Origin of the sequence: Nakamurella alba, from assembly GCF_009707545.1 — a bacterium.
GTDB classification, from domain to species: domain Bacteria; phylum Actinomycetota; class Actinomycetes; order Mycobacteriales; family Nakamurellaceae; genus Nakamurella; species Nakamurella alba.
Genome location: NZ_WLYK01000009.1, coordinates 1 through 18,171 on the forward strand (window position 1 = coordinate 1; position 18,171 = coordinate 18,171).

At 72.0% G+C, this 18,171-nt stretch carries 15 protein-coding genes and 1 pseudogene; 2 read left to right on the forward strand and 14 right to left on the reverse strand.

Translation table 11 applies throughout. From position 1 onward, the window contains the following. The 8 genes and pseudogenes from GIS00_RS20100 to GIS00_RS20135 form a co-directional block, all read right to left on the reverse strand. Positions 1–707, reverse strand: a pseudogene (locus GIS00_RS20100) (hypothetical protein); the annotation flags it as partial. 1,254 nt (positions 708–1,961) lie between these two features. Beyond that, positions 1,962–2,498 (reverse strand): putative immunity protein, encoded by a 537-nt coding sequence (locus GIS00_RS20105; protein ID WP_230313909.1) that lies wholly within the window; start codon positions 2,496–2,498, stop codon positions 1,962–1,964. Between the two features lie 174 nt (positions 2,499–2,672). Then, positions 2,673–3,104: a hypothetical protein gene (locus tag GIS00_RS20110; protein WP_154770268.1), complete on the reverse strand. Its 432-nt coding sequence runs from the start codon at positions 3,102–3,104 to the stop codon at positions 2,673–2,675. Between the two features lie 63 nt (positions 3,105–3,167). Beyond that, positions 3,168–4,070: a transglutaminase family protein gene (locus GIS00_RS20115; protein WP_154770269.1), complete on the reverse strand. Its 903-nt coding sequence runs from the start codon at positions 4,068–4,070 to the stop codon at positions 3,168–3,170. Beyond that, entirely contained in the window at positions 4,067–6,691 is a 2,625-nt protein-coding gene (locus tag GIS00_RS20120) for a circularly permuted type 2 ATP-grasp protein (RefSeq protein ID WP_154770270.1), read from the reverse strand. The genes GIS00_RS20115 and GIS00_RS20120 overlap by 4 nt, the downstream gene beginning before the upstream one ends. A gap of 88 nt (positions 6,692–6,779) precedes the next feature. Next, positions 6,780–10,097, reverse strand: coding sequence for a transglutaminase family protein (locus GIS00_RS20125; protein ID WP_322098199.1), 3,318 nt, complete (start codon positions 10,095–10,097; stop codon positions 6,780–6,782). Between the two features lie 105 nt (positions 10,098–10,202). Then, a complete protein-coding gene (locus tag GIS00_RS20130) occupies positions 10,203–10,559 on the reverse strand; it encodes a hypothetical protein (protein ID WP_154770271.1) in 357 nt (118 codons plus the stop codon). After that, complete coding sequence (locus GIS00_RS20135; RefSeq protein ID WP_154770272.1) at positions 10,559–11,245, reverse strand: VOC family protein; 687 nt, start codon at positions 11,243–11,245, stop codon at positions 10,559–10,561. The genes GIS00_RS20130 and GIS00_RS20135 overlap by 1 nt, the downstream gene beginning before the upstream one ends. Positions 11,246–11,533: 288 nt before the next feature. On the opposite strand from GIS00_RS20135, the gene GIS00_RS20140 reads away from it, so the two are divergent. Continuing rightward, positions 11,534–11,779 carry a hypothetical protein gene (locus GIS00_RS20140; protein WP_154770273.1) on the forward strand — a complete coding sequence of 82 codons (246 nt, stop codon included), beginning with the start codon at positions 11,534–11,536 and terminating at the stop codon, positions 11,777–11,779. An 11-nt stretch (positions 11,780–11,790) separates the two neighbouring features. Here the strand turns inward: GIS00_RS20140 and GIS00_RS20145 are convergent, their stop codons facing one another. The 6 genes from GIS00_RS20145 to GIS00_RS20170 all read right to left on the reverse strand — a co-directional run bounded on the left by GIS00_RS20145 (position 11,791) and on the right by GIS00_RS20170 (position 16,970). After that, positions 11,791–12,207, reverse strand: coding sequence for a nitroreductase family deazaflavin-dependent oxidoreductase (locus GIS00_RS20145; protein WP_154770274.1), 417 nt, complete (start codon positions 12,205–12,207; stop codon positions 11,791–11,793). A gap of 8 nt (positions 12,208–12,215) precedes the next feature. Continuing rightward, positions 12,216–13,157 (reverse strand): DUF389 domain-containing protein, encoded by a 942-nt coding sequence (locus GIS00_RS29095; RefSeq protein ID WP_322098200.1) that lies wholly within the window; start codon positions 13,155–13,157, stop codon positions 12,216–12,218. Positions 13,158–13,161: 4 nt separating this feature from the next. Then, entirely contained in the window at positions 13,162–14,943 is a 1,782-nt protein-coding gene (gene aspS, locus GIS00_RS20155; RefSeq protein WP_322098201.1) for an aspartate--tRNA ligase, read from the reverse strand. Positions 14,944–15,005: 62 nt separating this feature from the next. Further along, positions 15,006–15,224, reverse strand: a complete 219-nt coding sequence (locus GIS00_RS20160; protein WP_154770276.1) for a YdeI/OmpD-associated family protein — start codon at positions 15,222–15,224, stop codon at positions 15,006–15,008. A 23-nt stretch (positions 15,225–15,247) separates the two neighbouring features. Further along, positions 15,248–16,570, reverse strand: coding sequence for an RNA polymerase sigma factor (locus GIS00_RS20165; RefSeq protein WP_154770277.1), 1,323 nt, complete (start codon positions 16,568–16,570; stop codon positions 15,248–15,250). Between the two features lie 4 nt (positions 16,571–16,574). Continuing rightward, a complete protein-coding gene (locus tag GIS00_RS20170; RefSeq protein WP_154770278.1) occupies positions 16,575–16,970 on the reverse strand; it encodes a YciI family protein in 396 nt (131 codons plus the stop codon). A gap of 169 nt (positions 16,971–17,139) precedes the next feature. Here GIS00_RS20170 and GIS00_RS20175 point away from each other — a divergent pair, with 169 nt between their 5' ends. Next, the gene (locus tag GIS00_RS20175; protein ID WP_154770279.1) at positions 17,140–18,156 is read left to right on the forward strand and encodes a sugar phosphate isomerase/epimerase family protein; all 1,017 of its coding nucleotides are present in this window, start codon (positions 17,140–17,142) and stop codon (positions 18,154–18,156) included. Positions 18,157–18,171 lie beyond the last annotated feature (15 nt).

Here is an 18,171-nt window from a genome sequence, read left to right on the forward strand (position 1 = left end):
CCATCGACATCGACATCGACGTTCTCCATGGGGCCGGGACTTTCACGGTCGGCGTCGCTGTCCCTCTCGACGTCAACGTCAACGTCGACGTCAACAGCAGCCCCGGCCCCGGAGTCGGCCTCGGCCCCGGAGTCGGAATCGGAATCGGCCGAGCCGGGGACGTCAGCAGTCATGGCGACAGGAGCGCCGGCAGCGCCGCCACTGTCCCCGGCCTCAGCATCGGTGGTGGCGGCATCGTCGGTGGCGCGGGGGTCGGTGGCGGCACGCTCGTCGACCACTGTTGCGGTGGAGAGGTTCTCGACACCGTCACCGTCACCGGCACCGGGGCTGCCGGGCCACAGCTCCACCTCGCCACCGACGCTGCCGCGGGCGGCGGTGGTGGCGGGATCGTCTTCCTCGGGCAGTGTCGGGTCGGGGCGGCCCGCGGCCGGATCAGGCCCGGGCGGGGCGTCCTCACGGCCGCGGCGCCGGCGGGAGCGGAGCTCTCCCTTGGAGTACTTGGCCAGCTTCGCCGCGGGACCGGCCACACCGGGCACCGACAGGGCGGCCATCAGTTCCAGCTGCTGCGCCTGCACCCGCGCGACCAACGCCTGCCCGGCAGCGATCCGGGCCACCAACTCGCGGCCACCCAGCTCGCCCACCTGCAGCCCCTCGAGCAGATCGACCGCGACCACCCAACCCGGGCCGTGCTCACCGGCAACGATCACAGCGACCTCCCCTCGGCGACGTCAGCGGCGCCCCCGCGCCTTCTCCCACTACAGTACCTGATCACAACCTACAATTCGAACAGCAGATCGAGCCCGAGCGAAGATTCACCCGTTTGGAGTTCGATCGGAACCCTTGCTGCAGCACATCTCTCACCATGACAGCCAGCACACTGGGCGAACCCCTGCGACAACTGCTGCTGTGGAACCGATCCAGTCCTATCACGCACCACCGACAGCCCCGCAGTTCGAGATCATCTGCAGGGAAATCGGTCCGGCCGCGTCTCACACAGCACCCGGTCAGGCCCGGCTTCCGACAACGGATCAGCGGGTCACGAGAAACCCCAGGGGCTTTCGTGGCCGACCTCTGGCGGCTCCGCGGCGCTGATCTCGCCTGCCTGCTCCACCACTCCCGCCTCCCCGCACCCTCGGTGGTCGCGATTCGTGCCGCATCCCTATCGCAGGACACCGACAACGGGCTCGCTGCAACAACAGTCACCCTGCACTTTGCGGTGAGAGTTCTGGGGTCGATCTGCACGGGCAGGACGACAGCACTCCCGCCGGTGCGTCCGGTACACACGCGGGACCGCCGTCACTCAACCTCACGACCGAAGGAATCCTGGGCGACGCTCAGGAAATTGAATCGCGCCGCCCACTCGCCGACGTGGCGGCACCGGTCGCCCCGACGGCGCACACCCGGCCGACCGGAGCAGCTCCTGCCTGTGCAAGTGTCCGAGAAGTCGTCCGAGCAGGCGAGGCCGGCCCGCTGGTCGCGTGCGGTGCGGGCACCGCGGGACCGTGGTGGTGCGGAAGTACGCAAGAGCCCGAGTGACCGTCGACGACCGCCAGGGATCGAAGGGGTTCCGACACAACGCGTCCGGAGCCGACCGTTCCTACGCGGACGCCGCGGACCACGCCGGCACAAGGTCCGGGAAAGCCTCGACAGGCGCCGGCACACGAGAGGCGGCTCCAACACCACGCGTCCGGAGCCGACCGTTCCGACGCGGACGCCGCGGACCACGCCGGCACAACGTCGGGGAAGCCTCGACAGGCGCCGGCACACGAGAGGCGGCTCCTGCCGGACGCGTCCGGCAGAGACGGCGTCTGGACGCCGCGGACCGCACCCGCGCGGACCGCCGCTGAGGGAAACCGGGCGACCGCGAGAGCGCGACGCCGACGGCCGGGTACCGGCGCAGTTGCACCAGCCGGTCCCGACAACGGGAGTCAGCTGTGTAGAGAGCCGCCTCTGCGCAGAGGTCAGCGAGAGGTCCGCAGCGCTCGGTCGAGCAGCCGGATCCACTCCCCCACCATCCCTCCTCCGGGCGGGGCATCGGGATAGCGACGGAGGACGTCGACCATCCGATCGGAGGAAAGGCCGACCACAGCGTCGAGATGGACCGCACCGGGCGCACTGTCGGGAGCGAGGCCGAGGGCCACAGCGGCGTGGGCGGCGGATCCGAGGATGTGCTTGACCTGGGTCGCCTTGGCGAGCGGGTGCAGGTAGGCGGACCCGGCGGCGTGCATCGCGGACAGCGCGGCGTCGGAACCAGCAGCCGAACGGACCTCCCGGGATGCCGCGAGGGCACCGAAGGCCGCGTCCCGCAGCGCCTTTCCGCGACGACCACCGTTGGCGAAGTCCGCCGCCACCGCCACCGCAAGAGCGGGACGGGGGTCGTCCGGCCGCGCGGCCGCAAAGACGGGCAGCACCGGCGTGGCGCAGTGGACCGCGAAGGCCGTCACCGCCCGCAGGTCGTCGGCGTCCAACGGTTCAGTGGTCAGCACGCCGTGGGTCACCCCGACAGTCTGCCGCGAACGCCAGCAACACCAACCGGGCGCACCGCCGCGCGAACGCCCTCACGACCGGCATCCAACGGTTCCAGAGGTCAGCGCGCCGTCGCTCATCCCGACGCTCTGCCGTGGAGGGCGCCCGCAACCAGGGTTCCGAGCACGTCAGCGGTGTCGGCCGGTTCAGAGGTCAGCGCGCCGTCGGTCACCCCGACGGTCTGCCGCGAATCCGTTCTCGTCCCCTGCCGCGTACACGTACAGGCCGGTGTCAGCGGCGCCGAACCACAGGCCGGCCATCTCGTGGCGGCCACCGGTCGGCACGACCTCGGTGACGACCCGGCCGATCATGCCGTTGACGGCAGGATCGGCAGCAGCGCGCCACTGCAGCGCCCAGGTCACCCAGGCAACCGGCGGCACCGCGAGATCGATGGTTTCCCAACTGATCGAGAGATCGTCGACCCGCTGCCAGCAGAGTTCCAGCTGCCGCCCGTCGTCGAACACCAGCACCACCGGGAGGTCGGTGAACCATTCGTCCTCCTCCAGGATCCACACGACCCACACCGCCGTGATCCGGCGGCCGACCAGTCCGCCGAGAGCGGCGCGGTGACGTGACACCGCCGAGTACCCGGGTGACCAGTCAGCAACCCAGCCCGAGATCTCGCCCCAGCTCACAACAGTTCACAAGGACAGCGGCGGCGGGATCGGGGCCACGTCGACGGAGACGTCCATGGTGCTGGACTCGGCGTCGGAGTAGATGACCCCGCGCAGCGGCGGCACGTCGGCGTAGTCGCGACCCCAGGCCACCGTCGTGTAGCGCTCGTCGACGAACTGGTCGTTGGTCGGATCGAAGGCCAGCCACTGCCCCGCCGGCAGCCGTACGGCCGCCCAGGCGTGCGAGGCGTCGACACCGACCATCCGTTCCCGGCCGGGCGGCGGATCGGTCGCCAGGTATCCCGACACGTACCGCCCCGGCAGCCCCATCGACCGCAGGCAGGCCACCGCGAGATGGGCGAAATCCTGGCATACGCCGGATCTCTCGGCCATCACCTCGGGGATGGACGTCCCGACGTCGGTGCTGCCCTGCTCGTAGGTGAAGTCGGAGTGGATGCGGCTGGTCAGGTCCCGCACCGCCTCCGCGAGTGGACGACCCTCGGTGAAGGACTCCGCTGCGTACGCCCGCACCTCGTCGGTGAGCAGCACCTTCGGCGAGGACAGCACGAAGTCGACTGCGTCCGGCGCCTCGCACGCCTCCGGCCGGGCCAGCTCCCACGGCAGCGCGGCGTCCAGCAGGTCGATCTCCGGACGCTGCACCCGCACCACCGACACCCCGACCACCAGCAGCTCGTCGTGGGCCTCGGTGACGTGGAAGTAGCTGTCCGAGTTGCCGTACACGTCCACACCTTCCGCCGCATCCGTCGGCGCCGGCGCGACGGTCAGCGTGTACTCCCGGCACTCCTGCGAGTCCAGCGCCCGTGGACGCATGTACCCGCGCCCGTACGAGGCGTTGACGGCATCGGAGTAGCGGTACCGGGTGCGGTGCTCGATCCGGTACCAGCGCACCGGCCGATCGGCGGTCGTCATGACATCGCCCCCGATCCCGCAGCACCCGATCCGCCAGGTCCCAGCGGACCGAGCGGCAGCATCGCCCGGGAGCGGAAGAAGTGCTGCGCGGCAACGGCATCCGCCAACGAGCGCAAGGACTCGTGGATCCCGGCGAGGAAATCGGCGAGTTCGGACCGGCGTCCGGTGGCGTCGACGTCGTCCATCACGCCCGGCCCGGCCCGGCGCAGCCGGCTGGAGATGTCCTCGACGATCCGCTCCGGCCGACTGGTGCCGGAGGCGTCCGGGAGCCGGCGCAGCGCGTCGCCGATGGTGCTGATCTGGTAGGCCAGCGCGCGCGGGTTGCCCTGGTCCAGCAGCAGCAGCTCCAGCACGGTGCCGACCTGCAGGTGACCGCGGTACCGGCGCCGGTAGGTGACGCCGGACTCGGTGACCACCAGCACCGCGTCGATCACCGTCGCCTCCACCTCGGCCGCGTGCCCGACCGTCAGCGTGGCCTGCAGCAGCGCCGAGAGCTGTTGCGCCCGTTCGACCCTCCGCCCGATGTCCATCAGGTACCAGCCCGGATCCCGGACCATGTTCTCCGAGGCGAGCCCGGACAGGGCCAGCATCCCGGAGATCACCGCGGCGTGCGTGGCCTGCAGCTGGGCGCCGGTGTCCTGGCCGGCCGCCGCCAGGTCCGCCACCGACCGGTCGACCCCGGCGAGCACCATCCAGGTGTCGCCCGACAGCTGGTCCCGCACCGAACGAGCGGTCTCGTGCAGGCCGGACAGCGCGTGCGAGACCGTGCCCGGCACACCGGAATCCAGCACCAGCCGGCGCATCTGATCCATCAGGTCGACCCCCGGCGGGAAGCCGAGCCCGGAGGCCGACACCCGGGTCACCGCGTCCAGCAGCACCTGCACCGCACCTGCCCCGGCGTCGCCCGCCCGGTACCGGTAGGTGTCCGCGACATCTCTTGCACTGCTGAGCAACCGGGTCAGGTCCTCGGTGCGCTCGGCGTACCGGCCGAGCCAGAACAGGTCCTCCAGCACACGCGGCGACACGGCGGCCGCCATCTCCACCGGCGGCACCAGGTCCTCGGAGTCCTCGGTACGCCGGTAGGCCGCGGACGCACGCGAGTCCACACCGGAGGACCGCACCCACACGTCCTTCGCGGCCACCGCACCGCCGGCCAGGATGGTGTGCGGCAGCACGTCGTCCTTGATCACCCGGCCCAGCGCACCCGGCATCACCACGTACCCGGACTGGTGCGCCACCAGGAAGGTGCGCATGCCGACCCGACGGGCCGCCAGTTCGGCGCCCTGCACCGTCGGCGCCTCGGAGAACGGCGCGTGCTCCTGGCCGACCCAGCGCGCCGGGTCCGCGAGGATCCGCAGCCGTAGCTCGTCCTTCTCGGCGGCCGACATGCGTTGCGGCACCAGCGGCATGCCGACGCCGGTCGGCTTGATGATCAGATCATCGAGATGCGACAGCACGTAGCCGCGGGCGTCCGGATCGCCGCACCACCAGGTCGGGATCGACGGCATCGCGAGGTCCTCGCCGAGCAGGTCGCGGGCCAGCGCCGGCAGGTACGGCAGCAGGCCGGGGTTCTCCACCGCGCCGCTGCCCAGGGTGTTGACCACGGTGACCGTGCCGCGCCGGCAGGCCTCGACCAGGCCCACCACTCCCAGCGCGGAGTCGGGGCGCAGGTCCAGCGGGTCCGAGTAGTCGGCGTCCACCCGGCGCAGCACCACGTCGACCGGCTCGTACCGGCCCATGGCGCGCATCCAGACGCGGCCGCCGCGCACCGTCAGGTCCGCGCTCTCCACCAGCGGCACGCCCAGCAGCGACGCGAGAAATGCCTGGTCGAAAGCGGTCTCGGAATGCGTGCCGGGACTCAGCACCACCACCCGGGCGTCCTCGGCCCCGGCCGGCGCGACCGCCTGCAGCGCCCCGCGCATGGCATGGAAGTAGGTGCCCAGGCTGCGCGGCGCGCTGCGCCGGTACAGCTGCGGCAGCACCCGGGAGATCACCCGGCGGCCGGCCATGGCGTAGCCGGACCCGGACGGCGCCTGCGCCCGGTCACCGAGCACCAGGAAGTCCCCACCGGGACCGCGGCAGAGGTCGACGGCATGGAAGAAGAGCTGGTGCCGGCCGGGGATCCGGATGCCGTGCGCGGCCCGCAGGTAGTGGTCGTGCCGGAACACCAGCTCCGGCGGCAGCAGGCCGCGGCGGATCAGCGACCGCCGGCCGTAGATGTCGGTCAGCACCGCGTCGAGCAGGGTCGACCGCTGCACCAGGGCCGACTCCAGCCGCCCCCAGTCGTCGCCGTCGACGATCAGCGGCACCGGGTCGACCGGCCAGCGCCGGACGATGCCGGGCGGGCCGTCCGCCCGGGTGCCGACCGGGATGTAGCTGACGCCCTCGTCCTCGAGCAGCCGGTCCACCGACGCGGACAGCGCGGGCAGACCGTGCCGGCCGATGCCGTCGAGCACCGCGGCCACGTCCGCCCACCCGGGCTGCAGTTCATCCGACCCACCGGTCAGCTCGTCCCAGCCGCCGGGCAGCCCCGGCAGCAGCCCCGGGAGCGCGGGGAACAGGCCCGACCGAGCGCGATAGGACTCCACCAGTGACGGCGGCAGCGTGACGGTACCGGTCACCGGCCGGTCCGGAGCGCTTGTCGGGTCGTCACCACGGCTCTGATTGTGACCCATTCGGCCGCCGTTCGTGTCCCACTGCCCCGGTCGCTCACCGCAGGACCGCGTCGGCCCGTCGCAGATCCAGCAGACCGCTCGGGGTGGCGTCGACGGCGAGCCGGGCCGCCGCCTCGCGCAGCGCTCCGATGTCGATCTTCCCGGTGGTGTGGCCGGCCCCCTCGAACCGCCGGCTGCGGCGCGCCTCGGCCTCCAAGGCGTTCATCGGCGGGGTGTCGTAGGCCCGGCCTCCCGGGTGCACCACGTGGTAGGTGGCGCCGCCCAGCGACACGGCGCTCTCCACGTCCACCACGTCGAACCGCAGCGGGGACTGCACCTGGATCGTCGGGTGCAGCGCACTCGGCGGCTGCCAGGCCCGGTACCGCACACCGGCCACCCGGCGGCCGGGCGTGTCGGTGGCCAGCAACGGGACCGGCACGCCGTTGCAGGTGACGATGTGCCGGCCTGGTTCCAGACCCTCGGTCAGCACCTGCATCCGCTCGACGGAGGAGTCGACGTACCGCGCGGTGCCGCCACCGGTCGCCTCCTCCCCCAGCACGTGCCACGGCTCGATCGCCCCACGCAGCTCCAGCTGCACCCCGCCGGCCGTGGTGGTACCGATCCGCGGGAACCGGAACTCGGTGAACGGGTCCAGCCAGCTGGTGGAGAAGTCGATGCCGTGGGCACGGAGATCCGCTGCCACCGCGGAGATGTCGGCGATCACGAAGTACGGCAGCAGGTACCGGCCGTGCAGGTTCTCACCGTGCCGCACCAGCGGGGCGACCAGCGGCTCGTCCCAGAACCGGGCCACCAGCGACCGCACCAGCAGCGCCTGCACCAGCGCCATCTGCGGGTGCGGCGGCATCTCGAACCCGCGCAGTTCCAGCAGCCCCAGCCGGCCGCGGGCCGAATCGGGGCTGTAGAGCTTGTCGATGCAGAACTCGGCCCGGTGGGTGTTGCCGGTCAGGTCGGTGAGGATGTGCCGCAGCGCCCGGTCGACGATCCACGGCGCCGCGCCGCCGTCGTCGGCGGTCAACCGGCCGATCTCCGCGAAGGCGATCTCCAACTCGTACAACATGTCCGGGCGGCCCTCGTCGACCCGCGGGGCCTGCGAAGTGGGGCCGATGAAACGACCGGAGAACAGGTACGACAGCGCCGGGTGACGCTGCCAGTAGGTCAGCATCGACACCAGCAGGTCGGGCCGCCGCAGCAGCGGCGAATCCGCGGGAGTGGTGCCGCCCAGGGTGATGTGGTTGCCGCCGCCGGTGCCCGCGTGCGACCCGTCGATCGCGAACGTCTCCGTCCCCAGCCGGGACAGCCGGGCCTGCTCGTACAGCGTCCCGGTGAGCGCGACCTGCTCCGCCCAGGTGCCGGTGGGCTGCACGTTGACCTCGATCACCCCCGGGTCCGGGGTCACGGTCAGGGTGCCCAGCCGCGGGTCGCCCGGCGGCGGGTAGCCCTCCAGCACCAGCGCGACACCGGTGGCCACCGCTGCCTTCTCGACCACGCCGATGAGCTCGGTGAACGCGTCCAGCTCCTGCACGGGCGGCAGGAAGACGTACAGCACGCCGTCCCGCACCTCGGCCACCAGGGCGGTGGTCGGCATCCCCTCTGCGGGCACGACGGTGGCGACCAGGGCCTCGGCCGGCTCCGGCAGCGCACCACGGAACAGCAGCGGGTCCGGCTCGGCCTCCGGCTCCGGCGGCACCCAGGAGATCGCGTCCAGCGGCAGCCGCAGCCCGGCCGGGGAGTCACCGGCCAGCAGCACGATGCGGCCCCGGCGCAGCTGCCAGTCCGGGCTCAGCCACTGCTCGGCCGCCGGCTCACCGGCGGCCAGCCGGGCGATCGGTACCACGAAGGCGGTGGGATCCGCCGTCCCGGCGTCCAGCTGTCGGACGAGATCCGCTCGGGCGTCCGGGGTGTCGCCGGAGGGATCGAGGTCCTCGGTGACCGGGTCGCCGGCCGGCAGCCGGACCTGGTGCGCCAGCCTGGCCAGCCCGTCCTCGAACGCCGGGCGCACCTGCGATTCCGGCAGACCGAACCCGGCCGCGAACGCCTCGGCGAACGCGCGCGCCGCGGAGGCCGGCGCAGTCGGGGTCGTCGCCGGGTCGGCGAGCAGCTCGGCCGCCGACCACAGCGGCACCCCGTCGTGCCGCCAGTGCATCCCGATCTGCCAGCGCGGCAACGGTTCTCCCGGGTACCACTTGCCCTGGCCGCGGTGCACCAGACCACCCTGCGCGTAGATCTCCCGCAACCGCTCGGCCAGCACGCCGGCGCGTTCCCGTTTCTGCGGGCCGTCCGCGGCCACCGTCCACTCCGCCGCCTCGAAGTCGTCGATGGAGACGAAGGTGGGCTCGCCGCCCATGGTCAGCCGGACGTCCTTCTCGTGCAGCCCGGCGTCCACCGACTCCCCGAGTGCCTGGATGGCCGCCCACTGGGACTCCGTGTAGGGCAACGTGACCCGCGGGTCCTCGTGCACCCGGGTGACCACGTTGGAGTAGTCGAAGGTGACCTCGCACACCTCGGTCGACCCGGTGATCGGTGCGGCCGACGACGGGTGCGGGGTGGCTGCCAGCGGGATGTGCCCCTCGCCGGCGAACAGGCCCGACGTCGGGTCCATCCCGATCCAGCCGGCACCGGGGATGTACACCTCGGTCCAGGCGTGCAGGTCGGTGAAGTCGGCGGTCGGGCCGGACGGCCCGTCCAGCGACTGCTGGTCCGAGGTGAGCTGCACCAGGTAGCCGGAGACGAACCGGGCGGCCAGGCCGAGCTGCCGGAGCACCGACACCAGCAGCCAGGCCGAGTCCCGGCAGGACCCGATGGCGGTGGTCAGCGTGTGGTCCGGGGTCTGCACGCCCGGTTCCATCCGGACCGAGTAGCCGACATCGCCCTGCACAGCGGAGTTCACCGCGACCAGGAAGTCGACGATCGGGGTGCCCTTGCCGGCGCCGATCTTCTCCATCCACGCGGTCACCACCGGGCCGGGACCGCTGCCCGGCCCCGACTCGTCGACCGGCCGCAGGTAGGGCTCCAGGTCGGACAGCAGGTCGGCCGGGTAGGAGAACCCGAACTCCTCGGCGTACTCCTCGATGAAGAAGTCGAACGGGTTGATCACCTCGAGGTCGGCGACCAGGCCGACGGTGATGGTCAGCTCACGGGTGCGCTCCGGGAACACCAGCCGGGCCAGGTAGTTGCCGAAGGCGTCCTGCTGCCAGTTCACGAAGTGCTCGGCCGGGGAGACGGTCAGCGAGTAGGACTCGATCGGGGTGCGGGAGTGCGGCGCCGGCCGCAGCCGGACCACGTGCGGGTGGACGCCGACCAGGCGGTCGAACCGGTAGGAGGTGTGATGCTCCAGCGCCACCTTGATACCCACGACACTCCTCGCCTCCGGCCGGCCCCGGCGGGACCGAAGTCACCCGTGCACTCTAGGGAAGGCGTGTTTCCGGCGTGCGTCAGGCGGTACCTGTCAGAAGCCGCGTCAGGAGATGCCCGCGGCCTTGTCCAGGCGCTGCAGCAGGTCGTGCGCGGCCAGCTCGACGGCCTTGTGCCGCCATTCGGCCGCCCGGTACACGCAGGCGATCAGGCCGGACCGGTGCACCCGACGGAAATCGCCCACCACGAAGGCGTAGCGGGCCTTCGTGCCGTCGGTCGCACCGACCGTCAGCCCGAGGTGCCACGAGGCGTAGGCGTCCCAGTCGTGCCGCTCGAGATAGGCGTTCTGCGCCGCCGCGTCGGGCTGCACCTCACCCCAGTCGCTGTCCAGCACGTACTGCTTGCTCTCGATCAACGACCGCACGTGGTCGACCGCGGCGTCGTTGCGCTCGTACCTGGCCATCAGTCGCGGTCCTGCCAGGTGCAGATGCACACCTCGTTGCCCTCGGCATCGGCCAGGATCCAGAAGGCACGGGCCGCCGCGTCGGACACCAGGGTGCCGCCGGCGGCCAGCGCGGCGGCCAGCCGTGGCTGCGCCTCGTCCTCGGTGACGGTGATGTCGAGGTGGATCCGGTTGCGCTGCCGCCGCGACTCGTCCATCTGCTGGAACCACACCGCCGGCCCGGTGCGGGTCGGGTCGACGATCGCCACGTCGGGGCCCTCCGGATCCGGGACGTAGCCGAGCACCGCCTGCCAGAACGGCAGCACCGCCGGGATGTCCAGCGCATCGATCGCGATCTCCAGCTGCTGCACCGCCCGGGCGCCACCGGCGGTCGCCGTCCGGAACCCGGCCCGGGCCAGCGCCTCGGTGATCCCGCTGGCCAGCGCCAGGTCGCGGCCGGTCAGCGGCGGGTCCGACGCGGTCTGCAGGGTCAGCTCGCAGCGGTCGGGGCGCAGGTCGACCCGCAGGTGACCGTCCGCGGCCGGTCCGGCGGTGCGGACCGCGGTCTGCGCGACGGTGACCGCGTCGGCCATCGAGCCGACGGAGACCGAGGTGGTCAGGGTGCCGAGCAGGTAGCCCCAGCCCCACGGCGCGGCGGTGGCGGCGGCCTCGGGGCGCGGCACTCGGGCCGCGTAGGAATCACTCATCCGAGAACTCTGTCAGTCGCGGCACCGCTCCGCAGCACGACGGGCCACGCGCAGACATGCCATGGCCGGGCGACGGGCGCGGCTCGTCATACCGACGGCGGGGACAGGCCCGTTCGAAGTATGCGTCACCGCACATGATCATCATGGCCGTCGCAGCGTGATCGCAGCGTCGGCGGATTCACCCTGATCGGGAAGTTTCGGTCCATGGATCTCGGGAGAAATGACCGGAGACACCCGAACGGCGCACAGCTCCGGCTCACCGCCCGCCCACACAGGAAGGTCCCGTCGATGCTCACACAAGTGCCCCTGCTGGTCGTCCAGCCGCCGGCGGCGACCGACCCGACCGTGCGGATCTTCACCCCGCCCCGGCATGCGACCGCCGACCACGTGTACCTGAGCGGGCCGGGACCGCTGCACTCCTCCTGCGGGGAGTGCGGGCGGATCCTGCTGCGCGGGCAGCGGTCGGTGCACCACGTCCCGGGGATCTACTTCGTCTGCCCCGGGTGCGGTGCCTGCAACGCCCTGCCCGGCTGAACGGGCCGCGCTCAGGCCCGGGTGAGGGCGATGACCGGGATGATCCGGCTGGTCTTCTCCTGGTAGCCGGCGAAACCGGGGGCCGCGGCGGTGATCTCGACCCACTTCGCGTCACGCTCGGCGCGCGGGAGTTCCTCCGCCACAGCCCGGTAACGCTGCACGTCACCGTTCCCGCCGACCTCCACCTCGACCTCCGGGTGGGCCAGCACGTTGTGGTACCAGGCCGGGTTCTTCGGGGCGCCGGCCGCCGATGCGACGATCAGGATGCGGTCGCCGTCGGGGAACCACATCAGCGGCGAGACGGTCTCAGCGCCGGAGCGGGCACCGATCGAGTGCACCAGGATCATCCGGGCCCCCTCGAACGGACCACCCACCGCCCCGTTGTTCTCGCGGAACTGGCGGATCACGTCGGCGTTGAAGTCGCTCATGATCACCATCATGCCCTGCGGCGGCCGCGCCTCCCGGCCCGGTACACATCGATCCGGCGGACGATCACCAGGGTCAGCACCGCCGCGATCACGATGCCGAACAGGTTGATGGCCAATTGCAGCGCCGCCCCACCGACCTGCGGCCAGTGGCCCAGCACAGCGGCGACCGAGACGTAGCCGGCCGCCGGCACGGTGGTCACCGAGATGAACACCCCCACCAGCGCGGCGGACTTGCCGCTGGTCATCGACAGCATGCCGGCAGCGCCGGCCAGCAGCGCCACGATCAGCGAGAACGGCCCGACCTCGTAGATGAACTCGGTCTGCTGGGACAGGTCCAGCTCGCGGTCGCCGAACAGGCCCGCCGCCACCGCCAGGGCGGCCAGCAGTGCGGTGATCAGCATGGCGATCGGGAACCCGGCGTAGATCGCCAGCGCCCCGCCGCGCACCAGGGACCACCGGCGGCGTACGAGGCCGACCGAGAGTGCCGCCAGCGGGCCGAATTCCGGGCCCACCACCATCGCGCCGACGATGGTGATCGGCGAGTTCAGCACGATGCCGATCCCGGCGAGCAGCGCGGCGATGGTCAGGAACGTCAGATAGGTGCCGGACAGCGCGGCCTCGCCCTCGCTGCGCTCCTCCACCTGCTGCCAGATCACCGAGTCGGCCGACTGGCCCGGGGATTCGGCCTCCGCCCGGTCGGCCTCCGGCGAGCGGACCAGCACCAGGTCCTCGCCGGTGATCGCACCGTCGTCGCACAGGCCGATCGCGATCAGCTCGTCGATCAGCTCGTCCGTCGCCTCGCGGACGACGTCGGCCTCCACCAGGTCGCCCGCCGGCAGCTTGGCGCCACCTGGCACCGAGGTCACGTGGGCGACCCCGGGATAGGACACCAGCAGTTCCAGGATCCGCCCGGTCAGCTCGGCGGGGACCAGCAGACGGAGGTGGAACACCCTGTCACTCGGCGGGTTTCGGGGCCGGCGGCTTCGCGTCGACCCCGGCCTCCTTGCGCTGGGCCGGGGTGATCGGGGCCGGCGCGGCGGTCAGCGGGTCGTAGCCGCCACCCGACTTCGGGAAGGCGATGACCTCGCGGATCGACGACTCCCCGGCCAGCAGCATGACGATCCGGTCCCAACCGAACGCGATCCCGCCGTGCGGCGGCGCACCGAAGGAGAAGGCGTCCAGCAGGAAGCCGAACTTCTCCCGGGCCTGCTCCTCGGACAGCCCCATGACCGCGAAGACCCGCTCCTGCACGTCCTGGCGGTGGATACGGATCGACCCGCCGCCGATCTCGTTGCCGTTGCAGACGATGTCGTAGGCGTAGGCCAGCGCGGAACCCGGGTCGGTGTCGAAGGTCTCGAGGAACTCCGGCTTCGGCGAGGTGAACGCGTGGTGCACCGCGGTCCACGCGCTGCCCTCACCACCCACGGCGACGTCGTCGGTGTCGGCGGTGCTCTCGAACAGCGGGGCGTCGACGACCCAGCAGAAGGCCCAGGCACTCTCGTCGATCAGCCCGGCACGGCGGCCGATCTCCAGGCGGGCCGCGCCGAGCAGCTCCTGCGAGGACTTGCGGGCGCCGGCGGCGAAGAACACCGCGTCGCCCGGCTGCGCGCCGACCGCGGTGGCCAGGTTCTCCCGCTCGGTGTCGGAGATGTTCTTGGCCACCGGGCCGCCGAGCGTGCCGTCCTCGGCGATGGTCACGTAGGCCAGTCCGCGGGAGCCGCGCTGTTTGGCCCACTCCTGCCAGGCGTCGAACCCGCGCCGCGGGGTCGACGCACCGCCGGGCTGCACCACCGCGCCGACGTACGGCGCCTGGAACACCCGGAACGGGGTGGCCGAGAAGTAGTCGGTCAGCTCGGTGAGCTCGAGATCCAGTCGCAGGTCCGGCTTGTCGGAGCCGTACCGGTTCATCGCATCGGTGTAGGTGATGCGCGGGATCGGTGTGCTGATCTCGTGCCCGATCAGCTTCCACAGCGCGCCGACGACCTGCTCGGCGAGGGCGATCACGTCGTCCTGGTCGACGAAGGACATCTCGATGTCGAGCTGGGTGAACTCCGGCTGCCGGTCGGCGCGGAAGTCCTCGTCCCGGTAGCAGCGGGCGATCTGGTAGTACCGCTCCATCCCGGCGACCATCAGCAGCTGCTTGAAGAGCTGCGGGGACTGCGGCAGGGCGTACCAGGAGCCGGGACGCAGCCGGGCCGGCACCAGGAAGTCACGGGCGCCCTCGGGGGTGGACCGGGTGAGCGTCGGCGTCTCGATCTCGACGAAGTCGTGGCCGTCCAGCACCGAGCGCGCCGCCCGGTTGACCGCGCTGCGCAGCCGCAGCGCTGCCGCCGGCTTCGCCCGGCGCAGGTCCAGGTAGCGGTACTTGAGGCGGGCCTCCTCGCCGGCCACCGCATCGCCCTCGACCGGGAACGGCAGCGGCGCGGCCTCGCTCAGCACCTCGAGCGAGGTCACGTCGACCTCGACACCGCCGGTGGGCAGCTCGTCGTTCTCGTTGCCCTCGGGGCGGATGTCGACGGTGCCGGTGACCGCCACGCAGAACTCGCTGCGCAGCCGGTGCGCCTGCTCCAGCACGTCACCGGACCGGAACACCGCCTGCACCACGCCGGAGGCGTCGCGCAGGTCGATGAAGATGACGCCGCCGTGGTCGCGGCGGCGCGCCACCCAGCCCGCGAGATGGACCGTGCTTCCGGCGTCGGTGGTGCGGAGGGAGCCGGCGGGACGGTCGCGGAGCACTGGCAGATCCTTGTCGGTAGCGGGCGGGCTGGTGCCCGCACGATCCTACGGCCAGCGGCGACTCAGTCCTCCGGAGCCGGGCGGGAGCGGTGGTTGCGGACGTGGCCGGCGAGCTCGGTCAGCCGCTGCGCCCGGTCCCGGTTGTCGCGCTGGGCCAGCCAGTCCACGTACTCCCGCTGTTCCGCGGGCCGCATGGCCTCGAAGGCGGTCAGCGCCTCCGGATCGGCGGACAGGGCCGCGGCCATGTCCTCGGGGACGGCGACGCCGGTGGTGGTGATCATGGGTCCACGCTCCTTCGGGTGGTTCAGGTTCCGTCGGTGTTTCGGGAATGTTTCCGCTGTATGTCCTGCACTGCCGAGTGTGCCCGCACATCGCCGCCGACGCCACGGGAGCCGAAGAAGTCCTTCTCGGCGGTGGTGCGGCCGTGCCGGGCGGCCTCGGCCCAGGCGAGCGCGGCCTCGGCGTCGCGGCCGAGGTCGGTGAGGAAGCGGGCACGGGCGGCGTGGGCGTACGGGTCGCGCTGCAGCCCGGCCGGCCCCATCACCTCGTCCAGGTCGGCGAGGGCGGCGTACGGGCCGCGCAGATGCGAGAGCGCGACACAGCGGCCGACGGCGAACCCGGGAGCCGGATCGGCGGAGAGGATCTCGTCGTAGAGCCGGAGGATCCGGGGCCAGTCGGTGGAGGCCAGATCGGCGGCGCGGGCATGCTCGGCGGCGACCAGCGCCTGCGCGACCATCGGACCACGTCCGCCGGCGGCGAACGGGACCAACAGGTCCAGGCCACGGCGGATCAGCTCGCGGTCCCAAAGCCGGCGGTCGGCATCGGCCAGCAGCACCTGCTGCCCGGCGGCGTCGAACCGGCCGGCCGCACGGGCCCGGGTGAGCAGCACCAGTGCGTGCAGCGCGGTCAGGTCCGGGTCGGCGGGCCGGGCCGCGTGCAGCACCCGGGCCAGGTAGTCGGCCCGGTCGGCGAGGTCCTCGTCGGTGAGCTCGTCCCCGTCGGCGGCGGTGTGGCCGAGGGTGAAGGCCAGGTGCACCACCCGGGCGACCGCGGGCAGCCGGCGGTCCACCGTGGCGTCGTCGGGCAGGTCCAGCTGCGGCCCCGCTGCCGCCAGCTTCGCCTTGGCCCGGGTCAGCCGGGCGGCCATGGTCGGGGTGGACACCCGGTGCGCGGCGGCGATCGCCGCGGTGCTGATCCCGCAGGCCAGCCGGAGGGTGAGCGCGACCTGGTCCACCTCGGGGATGCGCGGGTCGCAGCAGAGCACCACCATCCGCAGGTCGTCGTCGCCGACCACGGCCGCCTCGACCGTGCTGTCCGCGCCCGCCGTGGTGCCGGACCAGCCGCCGGTCATGGTGATCAGCGCCCGCCGGGCCACCTGGGCCCGGCGGACCCGGTCGATGGCCCGGCGCTTCGCCGCGGTGATCAGCCAGGCCTCCACCGACCGCGGCACCCCCTGCTCCGGCCAGGTCTGCACGGCCAGCAGGAAGGCGTCGGCGGTGGACTCCTCGGCGATGTCCAGGTCGCGGACCGAGGACAGGGTGGCGGCGAGCACCCGGCCGGACAACGTCCGCCGGGCCTCGGCCAACTGGGCCAGCGCTGCTGCCGCCGCCTCCCCCGTCACCCGCACCGGATCACTGCTGCTCGGAGAAGTCCCAGATCGGCCGCATCTCGATGTAGCCGAAGGGGGCAGGGCAGACCTTCGCCAGCTCGGCCGCCACCGACTCGTCGGCGGCCTCGATCAGGTAGTAGCCGCCGAGGATCTCCTTCGCCTCGGGCAGCGGGTTGTCGACGGTCCGGACGTCGTCGGTACGGGTGCCGCGGAAGAAGGTCGCGGTCGCCACCGGCAGCAGCGCCTCCCCGCCCACGATGCTGGCGCCGGCGTCGGCCACCGCCTGCGAGAACGAGTGGTGCATGGCCATGATCTCGTCGAACGAGGCGCCGCCACCCTCGGCGTACGGTTCCTCGGCCTCGACGATCGACAGCAGGTACTTGGGCATCTCGGGTTCCTCCAGCAACTCGGTGGTCATGCGGTCATCCAGGAGACGAGCGAGGCGCGGCCGGATCGACAGCTCCGGCGCAGATTCTTCCGCAGGGCCTCGGGACGGTGCCGGTTGACATCCGGTCCGGGCGGTCCTACTTTGACCACAGGCTCAATTCTGAACCGGTCTAAAACTCTCGCAAGAAGGCAGCTGCCCGATGAAGCTCGGCGTCTACAACGCGATCCTGCACGACCGTCCCCTGCCCGAGGCCCTCGACGCCGTCGCAGCTCTCGGTCTCACCGGCATCGAGATCAACTCCGGCGGATTCCTGCCGCCGGTGCACATCCCGACGTTCGACGACATCCTGGTGAGCGACACCGCGCGCGACGACTACCTCGGGATCTTCGAGGGCACCGGGGTCTCGATCGCCGGGCTGAACTGCAACGGCAACCCGCTGCACCCGAAGCCGGAGATCGGCGGGGCGCACGCCGAGGACATCCGCCGGTCGATCCGGCTGGCGGAGCGGCTCGGCCAGCACCGGGTGGTCACGATGTCCGGCCTGCCCGGCGGGGAGCCCGGCGCGACGGTCACCAACTGGGTCGTCAACGCGTGGAACTCCGCGGCACTGGACGTGCTGGACTACCAGTGGACGGTCGCCGTGCCGTTCTGGCAGGAGATCGACCGGCTCGCCGCCGACCACGACGTGAAGGTCGCCCTCGAGCTGCACCCGCAGAACCTGGTGTTCAACACCGCCGACGTGCGCAAGCTGGTCGAGCTGACCGGCGCCACCCACGTCGGCGTGGAACTCGATGCCTCGCACCTGTTCTGGCAGCAGATGGACCCGGTCGCGGTGGTCCGCGAACTCGGCCCGCTGGTGTTCCACGCCGCGGCCAAGGACATCCGGGTGAACACCGCCCACGCACAGCTGTACGGGGTGCTGGACAACCGCTTCCGCCGGCTGTCCGCCGACGAGCCGCGGACGAACCTCGGTGGCGACGAGTGGGCCAACGAGTGGCCGAAGGACTCCGCGTGGGACTTCGTGGCCCTGGGCCGGGGTCACGACACCGCCTACTGGACCGAGTTCCTGCGGGCGCTGCACGAGGTCGACCCGGAGATGCTGGTCAACATCGAGCACGAGGACGTCTCGCTGGGCCGGATCGAGGGGCTGGAGATCGCCGCCACCGTGCTCAAGGACGCCGACGCGGCGCTGCAGGCCTCGCTCGCCACGGCCTGACGACCGCATGATTTA

Bases quoted from the DNA above. Each gene is read 5' to 3' on its own strand.
- GIS00_RS20145 (WP_154770274.1), bottom strand. From the start codon at position 12,207: ATGAGCGACTTCAACGCCGACGTGATCCGCCAGTTCCGCGAGAACAAC.
- GIS00_RS20170 (WP_154770278.1), bottom strand. From the start codon at position 16,970: ATGACCACCGAGTTGCTGGAGGAACCCGAGATGCCCAAGTACCTGCTG.
- GIS00_RS20175 (WP_154770279.1), top strand. From the start codon at position 17,140: ATGAAGCTCGGCGTCTACAACGCGATCCTGCACGACCGTCCCCTGCCC.
- GIS00_RS20140 (WP_154770273.1), top strand. From the start codon at position 11,534: ATGCTCACACAAGTGCCCCTGCTGGTCGTCCAGCCGCCGGCGGCGACC.
- GIS00_RS20135 (WP_154770272.1), bottom strand. From the start codon at position 11,245: ATGAGTGATTCCTACGCGGCCCGAGTGCCGCGCCCCGAGGCCGCCGCC.
- GIS00_RS20160 (WP_154770276.1), bottom strand. From the start codon at position 15,224: ATGATCACCACCACCGGCGTCGCCGTCCCCGAGGACATGGCCGCGGCC.
- GIS00_RS20115 (WP_154770269.1), bottom strand. From the start codon at position 4,070: ATGACGACCGCCGATCGGCCGGTGCGCTGGTACCGGATCGAGCACCGC.
- GIS00_RS20130 (WP_154770271.1), bottom strand. From the start codon at position 10,559: ATGGCCAGGTACGAGCGCAACGACGCCGCGGTCGACCACGTGCGGTCG.